The following is a 16,079-nucleotide window of genomic DNA, read 5'->3' on the forward strand; positions in this document are numbered from 1 at the left end:
AAGCTGTCCTCCCGGTGAAACCGGTCGGTCAGAACGGAATCTGGCTAAAGATTCCTGTATTTCAAAAATTGACAGAGAATGATTCATTCTCTTTCCTTCTTCTCGTCTTTTGTTTAGTTTTCAAAGGCCGCTGCATATAATCAAGTCAATGGTGGGCCTGAGTGGACTCGAACCACCGACCTCACGCTTATCAGGCGTGCGCTCTAACCAGCTGAGCTACAGGCCCCCGCCATGATTACAGGCATAAAAATGGAGCGGGTGATGGGAATCGAACCCACATCATCAGCTTGGAAGGCTGAGGTTTTACCACTAAACTACACCCGCATGTAGATGAAAATATAAAATTTACGCAGAGTCGAAAATGGTCGGGAAGACAGGATTTGAACCTGCGACCCCTTGGTCCCAAACCAAGTGCTCTGCCAAGCTGAGCTACTTCCCGTTTCACTCACAAAATTAAAAATGGTGCGGTTGAGAGGAGTCGAACCTCCACGGGTGTTACCCCACTAGGCCCTCAACCTAGCGCGTCTGCCATTCCGCCACAACCGCAAGCTAAAATAATCATGGTGCGGGTGGAGGGAGTCGAACCCCCACGCCCGAAGACACTAGATCCTAAATCTAGCGCGTCTGCCAGTTCCGCCACACCCGCATGACTAAAAATTGCTGCTTGTTTCTATTAAATTAAATGGCGGTCCCGACGGGAATCGAACCCGCGATCTCCTGCGTGACAGGCAGGCATGTTAACCGCTACACCACGGGACCTTATAAAAGTGTCGATGGTGGAGGATGACAGGCTCGAACTGCCGACCCCCTGCTTGTAAGGCAGGTGCTCTCCCAACTGAGCTAATCCTCCATAACAGACATGTTGTCTGATCAAGATAAAAATTAAGTATGGTGACCCGTACGGGATTCGAACCCGTGTTACCGCCGTGAAAGGGCGGTGTCTTAACCACTTGACCAACGGGCCTAAATGCTGGCGGAGAAGGAGGGATTTGAACCCTCGCGCCGCTTGCGCGACCTACACCCTTAGCAGGGGCGCCTCTTCAGCCACTTGAGTACTTCTCCTTGATGGCTCCACAGGTAGGATTCGAACCTACGACCCATCGGTTAACAGCCGATTGCTCTACCACTGAGCTACTGTGGAATAGTGTGTCCCTCTCTTTGGGAGACAAGTAATATCTTAACACCAGGGAAAATGTTATGTCAATATATTTTCAAAAGTTTTTCCGTGCCGCCGTGCGGTTTGAAGCGCTTTTCGCAACTGCTCTTTCGGCGACTTTTATAATGTATCACATCCCTTTTAAGGACGTCAACGATTTCTGCAACTTTTTTTCGGTGATTTTTTTAAGGGTACCCCGGCACTTGCCGCAAACGTATTTGTCGGTGTTCATACGCCGTCTGCGCGGATATTGAAACCTGCAGGACGCACATTCGTAGACATGCACAATAGAAGAGACTTGTCTCGCTCCAGGCAGTGACCTGCAGTGCCTCGATCCGCCTACCTTTTGCAGAAGCGCTTTGAATTCGGCATCGCGATGCTGGTATCCACGCCCCTCAAGGTGAAGATGATAATGACACAGTTCATGTTTAATGATACTGATCAGCTCGTCTTTCCCGTAATATTCCAAATGACCCGGATTAATTTCAATATGATGAGAATGCAGGGCATATCGGCCGCCGGTCGTACGAAGCCTGTTATTAAAGAAGGCACGGTGCCTGAACGGTTTTGAAAAATATTCAATTGAAATTTGCTCTGTCAAAAGCTGCAATTCGTTATTAGTCAACGTGATCCCCCTGTGATCTGCCTTATAATCTATCATATCACGGACCTGACAGGGCCTCCAGCTGTCCTTTCATATTTAATAAAATCCCATTATCTAAGCATCAGACTATTAAGAACATCGCGGCAACGCTTAAAATCTCCTGAATAGAACAACGCTATTATCTAAAGATAAAAAGGCATCCGTTATCACGTGCAGTCGCTGACATATCCCCACACAAAAAAGAGCTGCCGTAATTGGCGAGCTCTTTTTTGCCGGAAGTTTAAGATGGGCGCTTCATCGTCAGCGATATGCGCCCTTTCTGCGCATCCACTCCATCGATCCACACCGTCACTACGTCTCCTACTGACACGACGTCCATTGGATGTTTGACGAAGCGATCGGCAAGCTTGGAAATATGAACGAGGCCGTCCTGCTTTACTCCGATGTCCACAAACGCACCGAAATCAACGACATTACGAACAGTTCCTTCCAGCTCCAGCCCTTCATATAAATCTTCCATCGAAAGAACATCCTGTTTCAGCAGCGGCTTCGCCACCTCCTCGCGCGGATCACGGCCAGGACGTTGAAAGGCATCAAGTATATCTTCTAATGTAGGAAGACCGATCCCGAGTGAGTCAGCTGCTTCAACACGGTTCAGTTCTTTGATGGCCTCTGCCGCTTTATCGGAGCCAATTTCTGATGCTTGCAGCGAAAGCTGCTTCAACAAACTCCCTGCCTCCTTATAGCTTTCGGGATGAATCGAAGTTGCGTCAAGCGGTTCTTTTCCATCAGGAATGCGCAGAAACCCGATACTCTGCTCATACGTTTTTGCTCCTAAACGCGGTACCTTCTTTAAATCTGTCCGCTTTTGAAAGCGTCCCTCTTCGTCACGATGGCGCACAATGTTTCCGGCTACCGCTGCGGATAATCCGGATACGTAAGCGAGAAGAGAAGCTGATGCCGTATTAACGTTAACACCTACTCTGTTTACAACCGTTTCAACAACGAATGTGAGGCTGTCTGACAGTTTTGACTGAGAAACGTCATGCTGATACTGTCCGACTCCGACCGATTTAGGGTCAATTTTGACGAGTTCAGCGAGCGGATCCTGGAGACGACGTGCGATAGAAACCGCACTTCGCTCTTCCACCTGCAGACTTGGAAACTCTTCTTTTGCTGTTTTAGATGCCGAATATACACTCGCACCTGCTTCATTGACAATTAAGTAATAAATGTCCTTCTGCAATTGCTGGATAACATCAGCAATAAACTGCTCCGTTTCTCTTGAAGCCGTTCCATTGCCGACAGCAATCATCGTTACACCATACTCGTTTATCATACGGGTAATCTCAGCTGCTGCCTTTTTTGTCTGATGATGCGGTGCTGTCGGATAGACGACGCCTGTTTCAAGCAGCATCCCTGTTTCATTGACTGCAGCTAATTTGCAGCCGGTCCGGTATGCCGGATCCACGCCTAAAACAACATGACCTTTCAACGGCGGCTGCAGCAGCAGCTGTCGAAGGTTCGTGGAAAATACCTCGATGGCATGAGCTTCTGCTTTTTCGGAGAGCTCGCCACGTATTTCCCTCTCAACAGCGGGATAAACAAGCCGCTTCAAACTGTCTTCTACGGCAGCCTTAAGATATTCCGCTGCAGGAACGGTACGCTTCACAATCCGGTCGACAGCCCACTTCTCAATCTCCTCTGCGGGTGGCATAACCTTCACACGGAGCACGCCTTCTTTTTCCCCGCGATTAACTGCAAGCGTGCGGTGAGGCACCATTCTGCTGATTTTCTCCTCATATTCATAATAAAGTGCGAAGACCTCTTTTTCGTCTTCAGCTTTCGCTTTTTTATCGGCTTTCAAGCTCCCCTTTTTCCATACCTGATGTCGGACGTACCGCCTGACAGAGGGGTCATCTGCCACAGTCTCAGCGATGATATCTTTTGCCCCCTGGAGTGCTTCAGCGGCGGTCTCAACAGACTCAGCTACATACGCCGATGCCTTTTCGAGCGGATCTCCCTGCGAACCTGCTTGCAGCCACTCTGCCAAGGGCTCCAGACCTTGCTCCTTTGCAATCGATGCCCGCGTCCGTTTTTTCTGTTTATACGGCCGGTAAAGATCTTCTACTTCCTGCAGCTTCTCAGCCTTCCGCAGGCTTTGAGCCAGCTCTTCTGTCCACTTCCCCTGCTCCTCGATCAAGCGATGAACTTCTTCTTTTCGTTTCGCAAGTGACACAGCGTATTCCCAAACCGACAGGACACTTCGAATCTCCTCTTCATCCATTCCGCCTGTCATTTCTTTTCGGTAACGTGCAATAAACGGAACTGTATTTCCTTCCTCTGCCAGCTTCAGTACCGTCTCCACCTTAGCAGCCGGGAGGTTCGTTTCCATATGTACATGCTTTACAATCGTCTGATCCATCATCATTCCCCTTTCCAGATACTGATTATATCATCTGAAGGCTTTTTCTTCAGAATGTCTCGTGGCATATAACATAAAAGCCCATAAAAAAAGACCATCTCTCAAAACGAAAGACAGCCTTTCAAAGCTAAACGTATGCTTTTCCGATCATGACAGTTGCATCATCATCTACGTGCTCGAACAAATCAGACAGCCGATCCATAATCGCTTCAGGTGTATCTTTTGTAGAAAAAAGACGATCTGATAATGGATCCTGCGGAAAGCCGTCCGAATACATCGTGAATACCATGCCAGGGCGGTATTCCCAGGACTGCGTCCGCAGCTTTACTTTTCTGCCTGACAGATAGCCCCTTTTTGGAACAGGACGAATCATATCGCCGTCAGGATGATAAAAATGACAGGAAATATTTCCCATATTAATGTATTCGCACCGCCGGCTTTGAACATCTATCCGCAAAATGGACAGGACTACGCCGCGCGTCCCCCACATTTTACTATTACATAACTGAACCAATTGCTCCAACGCCTCATCCGGATTGGCTTCGATCTCCTCCATTGCAAGCTTGGAAGCGTGCATCGCCTCTTCGCCGCTTCCGAGGCCGTCTGCCAATGCGCAGGTAACGGTACCGTTCCGGCTCGTTCCGAAGAAGCTGTCGCCGGAACACCAGTTGTTCCCTTTTGCCGTATGGTAAACGCTTATGTCCGAATCATCCAGATGAAGGTGTTCAATCATTTAAAAAGCCTCCGTTGCTTCAATGCGGATTGACTCTCTCAGTTTTTGCAGAGCCCTGCGCTGCAGCCTGGACACGTGCATCTGAGAAATTCCGAGTTTTTCACCCGTTTCCTTTTGACTGAGATTATCGAAATAAGTGAGCTGTAAAATCTGTTTTTCCCGGTCTGTCAAAACAGCAAACGCTTTTTCGAGCAGCAGCTGCTGATCTGTTTTTTCATAGCCTCCCTCGTCCTGACCAACGAGATCAAGCAGCGTAACAGCACTTCCTTCATCGTCCGCTTCAATAGAACGGTCGACAGAGAGTGCCTGATAGCTTTTGCCCATTTCCATCGTCTCCAGCACTTCTTCTTCCGACACTCCGAGATGATCTGCTATCTCGTGCACGCTGGGAGAGCGTTGAAGAGTCGTAGTTAAATCTTCAACAGCGCCTTTGATTTTCGGTCCCAGTTCCTTAATTCTTCTAGGTACGTGAACACTCCATGTTTTATCACGGATAAAGCGCTTTATTTCTCCGACAATCGTCGGCACAGCAAATGATTCGAAGCTGCGGCCGAAAGATGGATCAAACCGGCGCAATGCCGCAAGAAGACCGATCATTCCAACCTGCGTTAAATCTTCGTCGTGCCGCTGGCCACGGGAGAATTTTCGTGCGAGTGCATGGACGAGGCTCTCAAATTCGAGAACTAGCTCTGTCTGCAGTTCATCATCGTTTGTTTCCTGAAATTCTGCAATTTTATCCAGTATTTTTTGCTTCGCTTCACTGGTGTTTTGTTGGTTCTTCTGAGGTTCTGTCGACATTGCTATCCACCTCATCTCTTTGGAGGAACTTTGTCATAACAATCATGACACCGTCTTCACTGCGGATTTCTACCTCATCCATCAGGGTCTCGATCAGAAACAGCCCCAGCCCTCCTTCCTTAAGATCCTCAACAGGCTGGTCTTTTGTGATCGGTCCGCGCCCGCGGTTCAGCTCTTCAATATCAACAGCTCCGCCTTTATCTGCTACGACGAGCTCGAGACGGTCTTCGAAAATAGCAAAGCTCACATGCATGCTTGCATGAACACTCTGCTCAGGGTAAGCATGATTTACTACGTTTGTACATGCCTCTGCTATCGCAATTTTAATATCTTCAATATCATCATAGGAATAACCCAGTCGATTCGCTACTCCGGACACAGTAAGACGCACAACGCCGACATACTCTGGCCTCGCCGGTACCTTCATTTCGATAAGTTCAGACTGATGGGCCATGCTTATGCTTCCTCCCTCTTTGCCTGGTCGATATCAATGACCTCGTGCAGGCCGGTGATTTCAAACAGACGCTTCACTCGGGCGTTTAACCCGGTCAGTGTCAAGGACGTCCCTGCCTTTTCACTTGCTTTGAGCGCTCCGATAAAAATACCTAATCCGGTGCTGTCTATATAATCTACTCCGGAAAGATCAATAATCAGCCGCTTATCCTCCTGCTCCGCCAGCGGCGTGATCGTTTCTTTAAGCTTAGCAGCTGTATAAACGTCGACCTCTCCGGAAACTTCTGCAACGCTTTTGTTTTCGTAGTCGGAAACCTGAATATCTAAGTTCATCTTTTCCCCTCCTGAATATTATGCATTATCTTAATCTCTTTACCCGGAGGGCAGTCGTTTAAAACTTCCTTCTTAATATCATCAACGTAAAGTCATCCCGGAGCTGAAATTCCTGCGCTTTTTCCAGCTCCTCAAACAATTCGTTAACAATTTCCTGAGCGCTGAGATGAAGTCTTTCTTTTATCATACTGACGACTGTATCCCGTTCAATAAACTCTCCGTCTACCCGGCTCTCTGTTACCCCGTCCGATAAGAACACAACAAAATCGCCCGGATCCAGTCGGAAGCCGCGCTCTTCATACCTCACCTTTGGAGACACACCAAGTACAAGGCCCTTTGCCTCCAGGCTTTCAAACGTATCTGCAGCTGAACGATAGAAAAAGCCCGGCTCATGCCCGGCGCTCGCGAAATGAAACTGATGGCTCTCGGGATAATAAACACCGTACATCATGGTAATAAACATATCTTCGTCAATGTTTCGCTCTACTACCCGATTAAGACTTTCCAGCACTCCGGCCGGCTCCGTCTGCTTGTCCGTCAGCGTATCCATCGCATACTTAATCATCGACATGGACATAGCGGCAGGTACACCTTTGCCGATTACGTCCGCTACGGCAACCGCAAAGTTACCGACACTATCTTCGTCGTAATGATAATAGTCCCCGCTCATTTTTCCGGCCGGCACGCTGATCACACCAAAATCTATTTCTTCTGTATCCACCTGCTTGTCCGGCAGCAGCGTCCGCTGCATCTGAGCAGCGACATTCAGTTCAGATTCCAGCTCCTGCTGACGGTCGCGAAGGCTTTGATGCTCCCGGTACGCGAGCCCGTAGCCGATCATAACCTCCAGCAGAAGATCAAATGAATCCGTTACTTCTTCCGGCAAGTCTTCAGCCAGTTCCTGGAATACGGACAAATGAAGGCTGACCGTTTCTTCAGGAGACATATCCTGCTCCATCATTTGTTTACTGAACTGCTGAGCGTGATACAGCGCGGTTTCGCTTTTATCACGCAGATAGCTGGTCAGCATGTCTTTATATAACCGATACATGGAAACCTGCATATCCTCCACTCCGGCTGCACCCCCTGCTTATCTGTCTATGTTATCGGAGCCATTTCACTGCCGTAATGACAGTACCTTGATTCAGTTCAGATTCAATCGCAAAATCGTCCATAAGACGCTTCACACCCGGGAGTCCCGCGCCAAGTCCCCCTGACGTTGTAAAGCCGTCTTCCATGACGCGGCGAAGATCCTTGATTCCGGGACCCTGATCAGAGGCGATGATTTTCATTCCCCGTTTGCCGCCTTCTGCCACTTCTTCGATTTTTATCTGACCTTGATCTGCGTACAGGTAAATATTACGTGCAAGCTCTGAAATGGCTGTAGTTATGCGTGCCTGATCCACGGAGCCGAAGCCTACTTCACGCGCGAGCTTGCGCCCGGCCTGCCTGGCTGCCACGATCCCCCATTCACTGTTAATATCGACATGGGTCTGAACTTGCATGTTTCACCCCTCCAATTCGAGCTGGAGTCTTTCCAACCCTTGCTCAAGGTCCAATGCAGTCGGAACTTCATCCAGAACAATGCCCATATCGATCAGCGTGATGGCAACAGCAGGCTGAATGCCAGTCAGCACTACCTTCGCCCCCATCAAGTTGGACATATCCACCACATCACCAAGTACTTTTGCGATAAATGAATCGATCATATCTACCGACGTCAGATCGATAACAACGCCGCGTGACCCTTCTTCATGAATTTTTTCCAGAACGTCCTCCTGAAACTGGAGTGCCGTTTGATCGTCCAGTTCCACCTGAACGGAAATAAGCAGGTAATCATGAAGCTTTAATATAGGAATTCGCAAAATGAGGCCCCCCTATCCTTCAAGTTCAACAATCTCGCGCTTTGTCATGCCAAGCGCTGTTTCAATGCCTTTTTTGAGCGTACTTTTCGTCGGGAATTTGCCTAAATCGATGCCGAGATTCACAATCGTCTGGGCAATTTCCGGGCGGATTCCGACAAGAATACAAGTCGCTCCGACAAGTCGTACTGCTTCCGAAGCCTGTATAATATGATGAGCAACCATCGTATCGACAACAGGCACACCGGTGATATCGATCAGCACCACCTGTGAGCGGTGCTCAATAACTCCGTCCAGAAGATTCTCCATGATCAGCTTGGCCCGCTCCGTGTCAATCGTCCCTACAAGCGGCATCACGCTGATCTTATCAAAGACAGGAATAAGAGGAGCTGACAGTTCTTTCAGCGCCATTTTCTGTAAAAAGACGGTGTTCTCCCAGGAGCCGGAATACTGGTTAACGAGCTGATCGACAACGTCATCGACCCAGCTTTCAATTTCCTGAAACAGCTCGAGCTGATCTTTCACCTCACCGCTGTGATCTGCTATTACCTTCACCGCAGACTTGCGAAATTCCTGCAAGCCTCTCGTAATAAAGTTGAGAGGCCAGCCCATTTGAATAAGGCGCTCGACAAATTGGTTCAGATCACGGCCGCTGACATCATTTTGCTGAATGGTGATGAGCAACTTCTGGACAAAATCGCGGCTTGTATTTTCATAAACAGCCGATGAAACGTTCTGCAGCGCTTCATCCTGGCGGAACTGCTCAATTCGGCTGCCCCACTCTTCGGTTATGTCATCTTGATTATCTAGTATAGCCTGTCGGACATTTCCTTTCATATCTACCGCTTCCTCCACTCTTAGCAACAAAGTTATACATCCATTATTTCACTGATGCTGTGCATTTGCAAACGTTCCAGACACTGCCTGCCTAAAAAAATTCTCCAGAATTGTGTGTACCGGTTTAGCTCCTGGTAAAACGGGAAGGGAATCCATATAGCCCACCAGCGAATGGCCCCGGATGACGAGGACAGTAAAACCGGATGCAGTCGCTGCACCCGGTTTTACTGAAATAAAATCATATAAATGATACCTAAAAGTCAATAAGGCCAATGCTGATATTCAATCCCTCATTCACTTTTACCATCATATCTTCATCCAGCTGCGTGATTTTATCCGTCAGCCGCTGTTTGTCAATTGTTCTGATCTGCTCCAGTAAAATGACAGAATCCCGATCAAAACCATATTTGTCAGCGTCAATTTCAACATGCGTCGGAAGTTTGGCCTTCTGGATCTGCGCGGTTATCGCAGCAACGATCACGGTTGGACTGAATCGGTTTCCTATATCGTTCTGGATAATGAGTACCGGTCTTACTCCACCCTGCTCGGATCCGACCACGGGGGATAAATCCGCGAAATATACGTCACCACGTTTTACAATCAACGCCGCTACACCCCGCTAACTAGGCGGTCCAGCGTGCTTTCAGCCTCCTCTTCAGCTAAAAAGGACTCCGTTGCAATATTGAGGTTGATTTTTGCCATTTCCATATAACCCTGTTCCATCGACTCTCTGATGTGCTCTTTTTTCTGCTCCTGCTCTTGTACATACAGTTTTGCTGCGCGCTGAATTACGTCATTACGTTCCAAGCGATCCCCTCCAGTTAAAGCGTCGAGTTCATTAACTAGCTGCTCAGGCAGACTCACGGTTACGGTTTTTTTCTCTTCCATCGCCACCGGGCACCCCCACACAACATATTTCCATTAAGTTATCCACAACAATCATAACACTTGACAAAAGCCAATGCAAAACCGTTTTAGCGAATTTACACATCTTTTTGTGTAAATTTTCTAACGATTGTATTCGTTTTCACCGGGAAGAACCCTTTTCGATGACAACATGCGCACATGCAAACATCCGTGAATGCGAGATGGATACGTGCACGGTCTCCTCTGCTCCCGGGGCTTTGAGCGTCGGCCGCCCTCCTGCTTCGTACTCTGTTTCGATGTCCTGGAAAGATAATGATGCGCCGATGCCACAGCCCTTCGCCTTCGCATAAGCTTCTTTTACAGCGAATCGTCCGGCAAGATATTCGACCTGCCTGCGGCCCTTCAGTTCGTTATACCGTACAAATTCCTGCTTTGTTAATATACGCACCGCTAATCTTGTGCCGGATTTTTCAATTCTGTCGAGCTCGATCAGATCGATTCCTGTTCCTGTAATCATCCCGTTCCCCCCCGGACTCTTTTCGGTGAACTGCAGGGCCTGCCTGTGATAAGCTTACAATACAGGCAGCACTGCGTTGTATTGTACCGTATGCTGCCCGCCTCTGAAAAGGGCATATTTCTTCTATATAAAAGGCGGGATGATATGTTTCTGCGCAATGAAAGCTTTGGGGAGTACATCCGCTCCTATCCGGTGATATCGATTCTGATCTCGATTAATGTTTTTTTCTACATCTGGACCGGTCTGTTTACTTTTTTAGGCGGTCAGGAAATCTATTTTCTTGGAATCGGCTTTAATCCGGCTATATGGGCCGGTGAATGGTGGCGCCTCGTAACTCCAATATTCCTTCACGCTTCACTGCTGCACGTTGGATTTAATTCGTTTGCACTGTTTTTATTCGGTCCTGCGCTTGAGCGGCTTTTAGGAGGGCCTAAGTTTTTATTTATTTACCTTGGCACCGGGATTCTTGCTAATATCGTCTATCTGTTCATCGGAAGCCCGGTCAATGCTCATCTAGGTGCATCCGGAGCTGTCTTCGGGCTGTTTGGTCTGTACGTGTATATGGTGCTTCTCCGTAAAGACCTGATTTCGCATATGAACGCTCAAATGATTCTCGTTATTACGGGAATTGGTGTTGTCATGACGTTTGTAAACCCGAATATCAATATCATCGCACACATATTCGGCCTTCTTTCGGGAGCTCTGCTCGGTCCGGTCGTGCTCTCTCGCGTGACAAGCGCTGACTATTTCCGCCAGCGTGAGGTTCATGATCCGGATGAAATCGGATTTGATCCGGATCGCTGGAAAAAGAAAGACGCATTTAAACGCAGAAAATGGGTGTACATCGGCGGTGCCGCCGCAGGGATGATCCTGTTCTTCTACCTTGTCGATACGCTGTTTTTCTCTTAAGCACCGTGAAAGCATGAACGGAGCCGGACTGGGTTTTGAAGGCTTCTTGTAAGAAGCCTGTGTCCGAGTGACTCCGTGCTCTTCGTCTATATTACAGGAGCATTTCTTATAAATAGCTGGAGGCCCGGACAGGAGTCCGGGCCTTCAGTCATTTTTAATACCGCTTCAATAAATAATGCAGGGGCAGGATAGAAACAAGCACAATCAGCAGTGCCCCAGGTGCAGCCTGTGCATATAAGGCTTCTGACGCTTCATAATAAACGCGGACCGCCAGCGTATCGAATCCGGGCGGCCGGAGCATCAGCGTGGCAGGGAGTTCTTTGATGGAGCTTACGAATACGAGCGCCCCGCCCGCAAGTATTCCTGGAAGAATCGACGGGAGTGTTACTTTCAACATCACTTTCCACGCAGGATAGCCGAGGCTTCTCGCGGCTTCATCCATTCTGGGCGAAACAAGGGATAAGGACGCTTCTCCAGCTTGCATCGCCTGCGGCAGAAAGCGAACGACAAACGCAATTGCAATCATATAAAACGTATTATACAAAGCGGGAAGGTGATTGTTAAAGACAAACACCATTCCGAGCGCTACAATTACACCAGGCAACGCATAGCCGGTATAGCTGAGCTTATCAATTCCCGATGAAATGACTGACGGATGCCTGGACTTTAAATAGATCAGCGGAAGAGCCAGCACCATACATAGCAGCGCGGCCAGGCCTGATACCTGCACACTGTTAAGCGCATATTCAAAAAATCCGGCGTCAATTACGCCAGCCCCGGCACCGACAATTGTCCAATGGACGAGCACGTAAATCGGCATCAGCACAGCGAGTGAAAAGATGAGCACAACATATAGGAAGGCAAACGGCTTCCAGCGCCCAAGCTTCAGAATTTCAGGCGGACGGTATGTGTTCGACGTTTGATAAAACTTGTTCCGTCTTCGTGAAAATGCCTCTAACCAGAGAATAATCACCGTCAGTACGATCAGCACCAGGCTGAGTACAGCCGCAGACGGGATGTCAAATCCTGCTCTCTGATAATAGATTGCGGCAGTGAACGTGACGTAACGCATCATGGCAATAGCTCCGAAATCCGACAGCACATATAGCGAGATGAGAATCGCACCTGCTCCGATCGCTGGACGCAGCAGCGGAAGGTTCACTTTCCAGAACACCTGTGAAGTCGTCATTCCTTGTGAACGAGCCACTTCTTCAAAATTCCGGTTCATTTTTCGAAGCGAAGCACTGGCAATTAGAAACACGTACGGGTACGTGAACATGGTCATGACGAAAAACACGCCCCAGAACGAGTAGACATTCAAGGAATAAGTGCCAAATACGGACAGAAAACCGTCATTCCAAATATCACGCATCCAGCCGCTCGGGCCGAAAACAATAATGTATGTCACAGCTCCGACGTAAGGCGGGATAACGAGCGGAATCGCCAGCAGCCACTGCCAGACTTTTCGTCCCGGCACATCGGTGCGAATGACAATCCACGCGAGCGACACTCCGATGATGACTGCCATGACAGTTACTGCTACGGTCAGAGAAAGTGTATTCCAAAGCAGCCCTGGAATGCGCCCTCCTATAAGGCGGGCCCAGCTGTCTGCTCCCGCTGAGAGCGAACGTACAATCACATACACGAGCGGCACGGACATGAGCAGCCCTGTTATGGTTCCGATCAGCAATAGTACAAAACCCGGCGGATTCCCATTCCACATATGACGCCACTGCCGCTGCAGCTTCTGCAGAACAGTCAGACTGCTTTTTACCCCGCTTTCCTCATGATGATTCGACATACAAACATTCTCCTGACTTCGTTTACCTGACTTTTTCTCCTTCTCTATTCAATCATAATTAAGCATGTTCTGCCACACAAACTGTCTGCTCTTCGTTAGAAAAACCACGCCTCGGAAGCAAAAGCCCCCGAAGCGTGGTTCAGTTTGAAGCGGTGAATTAGCGAAGTTCGAGATCGAGTCCCGCGTCTTCAATAAGCTGGCGGGTATCTTCAAAGTAGTCGCCAAGCTCTCGCAGCGGCATATCCTGCACGTGAAGCTCGGAAAATGGTACCGCTTCTTCAAATGGAGGCTCCAGATCCGGGTTGATCGGTACTTCGAGTGATTCTCCGACGAACGCGAGTTGATTTTCTTCTTCAAGCACCCAGTCCATAAACGCTTCCGCATTTTCCTGGTTCGGTCCGCCTTCTACCATGCCGGCACCTGCAGCGTTTACGATAGCGCCCATATCGTCGTCACCCTGGTCTGCGTAAACAAATCCTACATTGTTGTCCTGAGGCTCTTCCAGCTGCTGGTGGTAGTAGTAGTTGTTCACGAGACCGAATGCGTGAGTACCTTCTCCGACTGCGCGGCGGATATCGCCGTGGCCTTCAAAAATACCAGAAGCGTTTTCCTGAATAGATTCGATCCAATCCTGAGTTTCCTCATCTCCCCACTCATAGCGAAGTGCAGAGACGTTTCCGATCATGCCGCCGTTTCCGCCGCGCGTAATCGCGTAGCCGCCTTCAACATCTGCATAAGAATCATCAAGCAAATCCTCCATGCGCTGTGGCACATCTTCCTCTTCGATCATGTCTTTGTTGTAAATGAATCCTCGTGCACGTGTAGATAAAGCGACCCACTCGTTGTTCTCCGCACGGAACTGCTCATCAATTGTGTCCACATTTTCCGGTTCAGAAGGGGCAAGCAGATCCTGCTGGTTTAAGTATTCCATTGCTCCAACGTCGTTGGATATGAAGATATCAGCCTGTACGTTTCCGGCTTCTTCCTGGAGCTGAAGCGGTTCTACTTCATGAAGAGCAAGAACTTCCACGCCGGTTTCCTCTTCAAATTTTTCAAGAAGCGCGTCTACGAAAATTTCATTTCGGGAAGAGTACACGACCAGTTCTCCGTCGAGCTCTTCAGCGGCTTCCCCGCCGTCTTCTTCATTTGCTTCTTCGTTTTCAGCAGCGTTATTATTTTCAGCTGCATTATTTTCCTCGGCCGCGTTATTGTTTGCGCCTCCGTTAGTTTCTTCGCTTCCATTATTACCTTCATCCTCTGCCCCGCAAGCTGCAAGCAGTCCAGCAGATAACAGAGAAATTGTTAACACCTTGTAATGAACCTTCATAAATCTCTTCCACTCCTTTAATCCTTAATTGAAAATGATTATCATTTATTCCAATTCTCATTCTACCGACAATGAGAATCATTGTCAATGAGTTTTTGTATAAATGTTGTACATTTTAAAAAACAGTAGTCTTTGTTTCCAAATGCAAGAAAAAAACGCCGCAGCTGCGGCGTTTCTAATCAGAACTATTCGACAAGTGCAACGAGTTCCGGTTTAATATCGAAGGAAACGAGCGTTCCTACTTCTACATCCTGTTCAACCGGTGCATAGATCATCATTGGTGCCGCTGTTAAATCCTGCTCCTGGTGAAGACGGACGTGCAGCTCCTGGTACTCCCCGCCGTAAGTCACTCTGTCGACACGGCCGCAGTAGGCTCCCTGCTCAGAAAGCATGCATCCCTCAGGACGAATGGAGAGAGTTACTTTTTCAAGCTGCTCTTTGGATTCTTCCGGAAGCGCGACGCGTCCAATATGCGTATGAATGCTCTTCAGATCCTGATCCATTCTGCCGGTCAGTAAATTGGTTTTGCCGACAAACTGAGCGACAAAGCAGTTTTTCGGACAGCGGTACATTTCCTTTGGTGCTGCGATTTGCTGGATCACGCCTTCATTCATGACGACAACCCTGTCAGAAACAGCAAAGGCATCTTTTTGATCGTGAGTAACAATGATAGCTGTTGTATTCGCTCTGCGCAGAATATTCGTCACATCAAACCGCATCTTTTCACGAAGTCCTGCATCCAGGTTACTGAACGGCTCATCCATCAGCACAACATGAGGTTTAGGCGCCAGCGCTCTGGCTAGAGCGACCCGCTGCTGCTGACCGCCTGAAAGCTGAGACGGAAAACGGTCCGCGTATTCTTCCAGTCCGACAAGCTCCAGCACTTCCTTGACGCGCTGCTTCTTTTCACGGCTTTTCCATTTATTGAGTCCGAACATAACGTTCTTTGCAATCGTCATATGAGGGAAAAGGGCATAATCCTGAAAAACCATGCCAATTCCGCGTTTTTCCGGCGGCAGTGCATTCGATTCTGATACGATCGATGCACCATCGATTCGAATCGTTCCGGACGTCGGATTTTCAAACCCTGCTATCATCCGAAGTGTTGTTGTTTTTCCGCACCCACTCGGTCCGAGCAGTGACACAATCTCGCCTTCTTTAATTTTCAGGCTGAGACCATCTACTGCCGGACGACCGGCAGTTGAAAATGATTTCGTGATGTTATCCAGCTGAATAAAGCTCATGCCATTTCCTCCTGTACGTTCTCAAATGCAAAATTTCCGAAGCACGCCGACGACAAAAACGTTTCGCTTATTTAGAATCATTATAATCTAATTGAGAATGATTTTCATTTCTACTGAAGTATAGCATATCGTTATTTTGCCGGTCAACCTGAAGCAGCACTTGTCTCAAACTGTTCACAACTTTCAGACGCGGACTGCTGCTTTCTCAATTAT

Annotated in this window: 17 protein-coding genes and 10 tRNA genes; 1 reads left to right on the forward strand and 26 read right to left on the reverse strand. The window is 48.4% G+C overall.

All coding sequences use genetic code 11. The annotated features are described in order from the left end of the window. Positions 1-149 precede the first annotated feature (149 nt). The 23 genes from HCN83_RS14135 to acpS all read right to left on the reverse strand — a co-directional run bounded on the left by HCN83_RS14135 (position 150) and on the right by acpS (position 10,585). Positions 150-226 (reverse strand) — tRNA-Ile (locus HCN83_RS14135). 24 nt (positions 227-250) lie between these two features. After that, a tRNA-Gly gene (locus HCN83_RS14140) sits at positions 251-324 on the reverse strand. Positions 325-362: 38 nt separating this feature from the next. Then, positions 363-439: transfer RNA gene (locus HCN83_RS14145), tRNA-Pro, on the reverse strand. Positions 440-460: 21 nt separating this feature from the next. After that, positions 461-546: transfer RNA gene (locus HCN83_RS14150), tRNA-Leu, on the reverse strand. A gap of 15 nt (positions 547-561) precedes the next feature. Further along, positions 562-646, reverse strand: a tRNA-Leu gene (locus HCN83_RS14155). A 37-nt stretch (positions 647-683) separates the two neighbouring features. After that, positions 684-759: transfer RNA gene (locus HCN83_RS14160), tRNA-Asp, on the reverse strand. Positions 760-774: 15 nt separating this feature from the next. Further along, a tRNA-Val gene (locus HCN83_RS14165) sits at positions 775-850 on the reverse strand. Between the two features lie 39 nt (positions 851-889). Continuing rightward, positions 890-964, reverse strand: a tRNA-Glu gene (locus tag HCN83_RS14170). Between the two features lie 7 nt (positions 965-971). Continuing rightward, positions 972-1,062 (reverse strand) — tRNA-Ser (locus HCN83_RS14175). Positions 1,063-1,066: 4 nt separating this feature from the next. Then, positions 1,067-1,141: transfer RNA gene (locus tag HCN83_RS14180), tRNA-Asn, on the reverse strand. 145 nt (positions 1,142-1,286) lie between these two features. Further along, complete coding sequence (locus HCN83_RS14185; protein ID WP_168008429.1) at positions 1,287-1,781, reverse strand: SprT family protein; 495 nt, start codon at positions 1,779-1,781, stop codon at positions 1,287-1,289. A 259-nt stretch (positions 1,782-2,040) separates the two neighbouring features. After that, positions 2,041-4,191, reverse strand: a complete 2,151-nt coding sequence (locus HCN83_RS14190) for a Tex family protein (protein ID WP_425483632.1) — start codon at positions 4,189-4,191, stop codon at positions 2,041-2,043. Between the two features lie 121 nt (positions 4,192-4,312). Continuing rightward, complete coding sequence (locus HCN83_RS14195) at positions 4,313-4,918, reverse strand: SpoIIE family protein phosphatase (RefSeq protein WP_168008431.1); 606 nt, start codon at positions 4,916-4,918, stop codon at positions 4,313-4,315. Continuing rightward, complete coding sequence (sigB, locus tag HCN83_RS14200; RefSeq protein ID WP_168008433.1) at positions 4,919-5,716, reverse strand: RNA polymerase sigma factor SigB; 798 nt, start codon at positions 5,714-5,716, stop codon at positions 4,919-4,921. Next, the gene (gene rsbW, locus HCN83_RS14205) at positions 5,676-6,170 is read right to left on the reverse strand and encodes an anti-sigma B factor RsbW (RefSeq protein WP_168008435.1); all 495 of its coding nucleotides are present in this window, start codon (positions 6,168-6,170) and stop codon (positions 5,676-5,678) included. The genes sigB and rsbW overlap by 41 nt, the downstream gene beginning before the upstream one ends. Positions 6,171-6,172: 2 nt before the next feature. Next, positions 6,173-6,502, reverse strand: a complete 330-nt coding sequence (locus HCN83_RS14210; protein ID WP_168008437.1) for an STAS domain-containing protein — start codon at positions 6,500-6,502, stop codon at positions 6,173-6,175. 58 nt (positions 6,503-6,560) lie between these two features. Beyond that, positions 6,561-7,565, reverse strand: coding sequence for a PP2C family protein-serine/threonine phosphatase (locus HCN83_RS14215; protein WP_168008499.1), 1,005 nt, complete (start codon positions 7,563-7,565; stop codon positions 6,561-6,563). Between the two features lie 40 nt (positions 7,566-7,605). Next, on the reverse strand, positions 7,606-8,007 hold the full coding sequence (locus HCN83_RS14220) for an anti-sigma regulatory factor (RefSeq protein WP_168008439.1): 402 nt from the start codon (positions 8,005-8,007) through the stop codon (positions 7,606-7,608). A 3-nt stretch (positions 8,008-8,010) separates the two neighbouring features. Continuing rightward, a complete protein-coding gene (locus HCN83_RS14225) occupies positions 8,011-8,367 on the reverse strand; it encodes an STAS domain-containing protein (protein ID WP_168008441.1) in 357 nt (118 codons plus the stop codon). Positions 8,368-8,379: 12 nt separating this feature from the next. Continuing rightward, positions 8,380-9,201, reverse strand: a complete 822-nt coding sequence (locus HCN83_RS14230; protein WP_168008443.1) for an RsbT co-antagonist protein RsbRA — start codon at positions 9,199-9,201, stop codon at positions 8,380-8,382. Positions 9,202-9,454: 253 nt separating this feature from the next. Beyond that, positions 9,455-9,805, reverse strand: coding sequence for a type II toxin-antitoxin system PemK/MazF family toxin (locus HCN83_RS14235; protein WP_168008445.1), 351 nt, complete (start codon positions 9,803-9,805; stop codon positions 9,455-9,457). A 5-nt stretch (positions 9,806-9,810) separates the two neighbouring features. Continuing rightward, positions 9,811-10,089 carry an antitoxin gene (locus HCN83_RS14240; RefSeq protein WP_168008501.1) on the reverse strand — a complete coding sequence of 93 codons (279 nt, stop codon included), beginning with the start codon at positions 10,087-10,089 and terminating at the stop codon, positions 9,811-9,813. 139 nt (positions 10,090-10,228) lie between these two features. After that, entirely contained in the window at positions 10,229-10,585 is a 357-nt protein-coding gene (acpS, locus tag HCN83_RS14245) for a holo-ACP synthase (RefSeq protein WP_168008447.1), read from the reverse strand. 144 nt (positions 10,586-10,729) lie between these two features. Between acpS and HCN83_RS14250 the strand changes: the two genes are divergently transcribed. Then, complete coding sequence (locus HCN83_RS14250; RefSeq protein ID WP_168008449.1) at positions 10,730-11,494, forward strand: rhomboid family intramembrane serine protease; 765 nt, start codon at positions 10,730-10,732, stop codon at positions 11,492-11,494. Between the two features lie 154 nt (positions 11,495-11,648). Here the strand turns inward: HCN83_RS14250 and HCN83_RS14255 are convergent, their stop codons facing one another. The 3 genes from HCN83_RS14255 to HCN83_RS14265 form a co-directional block, all read right to left on the reverse strand. Further along, entirely contained in the window at positions 11,649-13,295 is a 1,647-nt protein-coding gene (locus HCN83_RS14255; protein WP_168008451.1) for an ABC transporter permease, read from the reverse strand. Between the two features lie 157 nt (positions 13,296-13,452). Beyond that, entirely contained in the window at positions 13,453-14,622 is a 1,170-nt protein-coding gene (locus HCN83_RS14260; protein WP_168008453.1) for an extracellular solute-binding protein, read from the reverse strand. Positions 14,623-14,807: 185 nt separating this feature from the next. Then, complete coding sequence (locus HCN83_RS14265; protein ID WP_168008455.1) at positions 14,808-15,866, reverse strand: ABC transporter ATP-binding protein; 1,059 nt, start codon at positions 15,864-15,866, stop codon at positions 14,808-14,810. Positions 15,867-16,079: the final 213 nt, after the last annotated feature.

The organism is Alkalicoccus luteus (assembly GCF_012034335.1).
Taxonomy (GTDB): Bacteria; Bacillota; Bacilli; order Bacillales; family Salisediminibacteriaceae; genus Alkalicoccus; species Alkalicoccus luteus_A.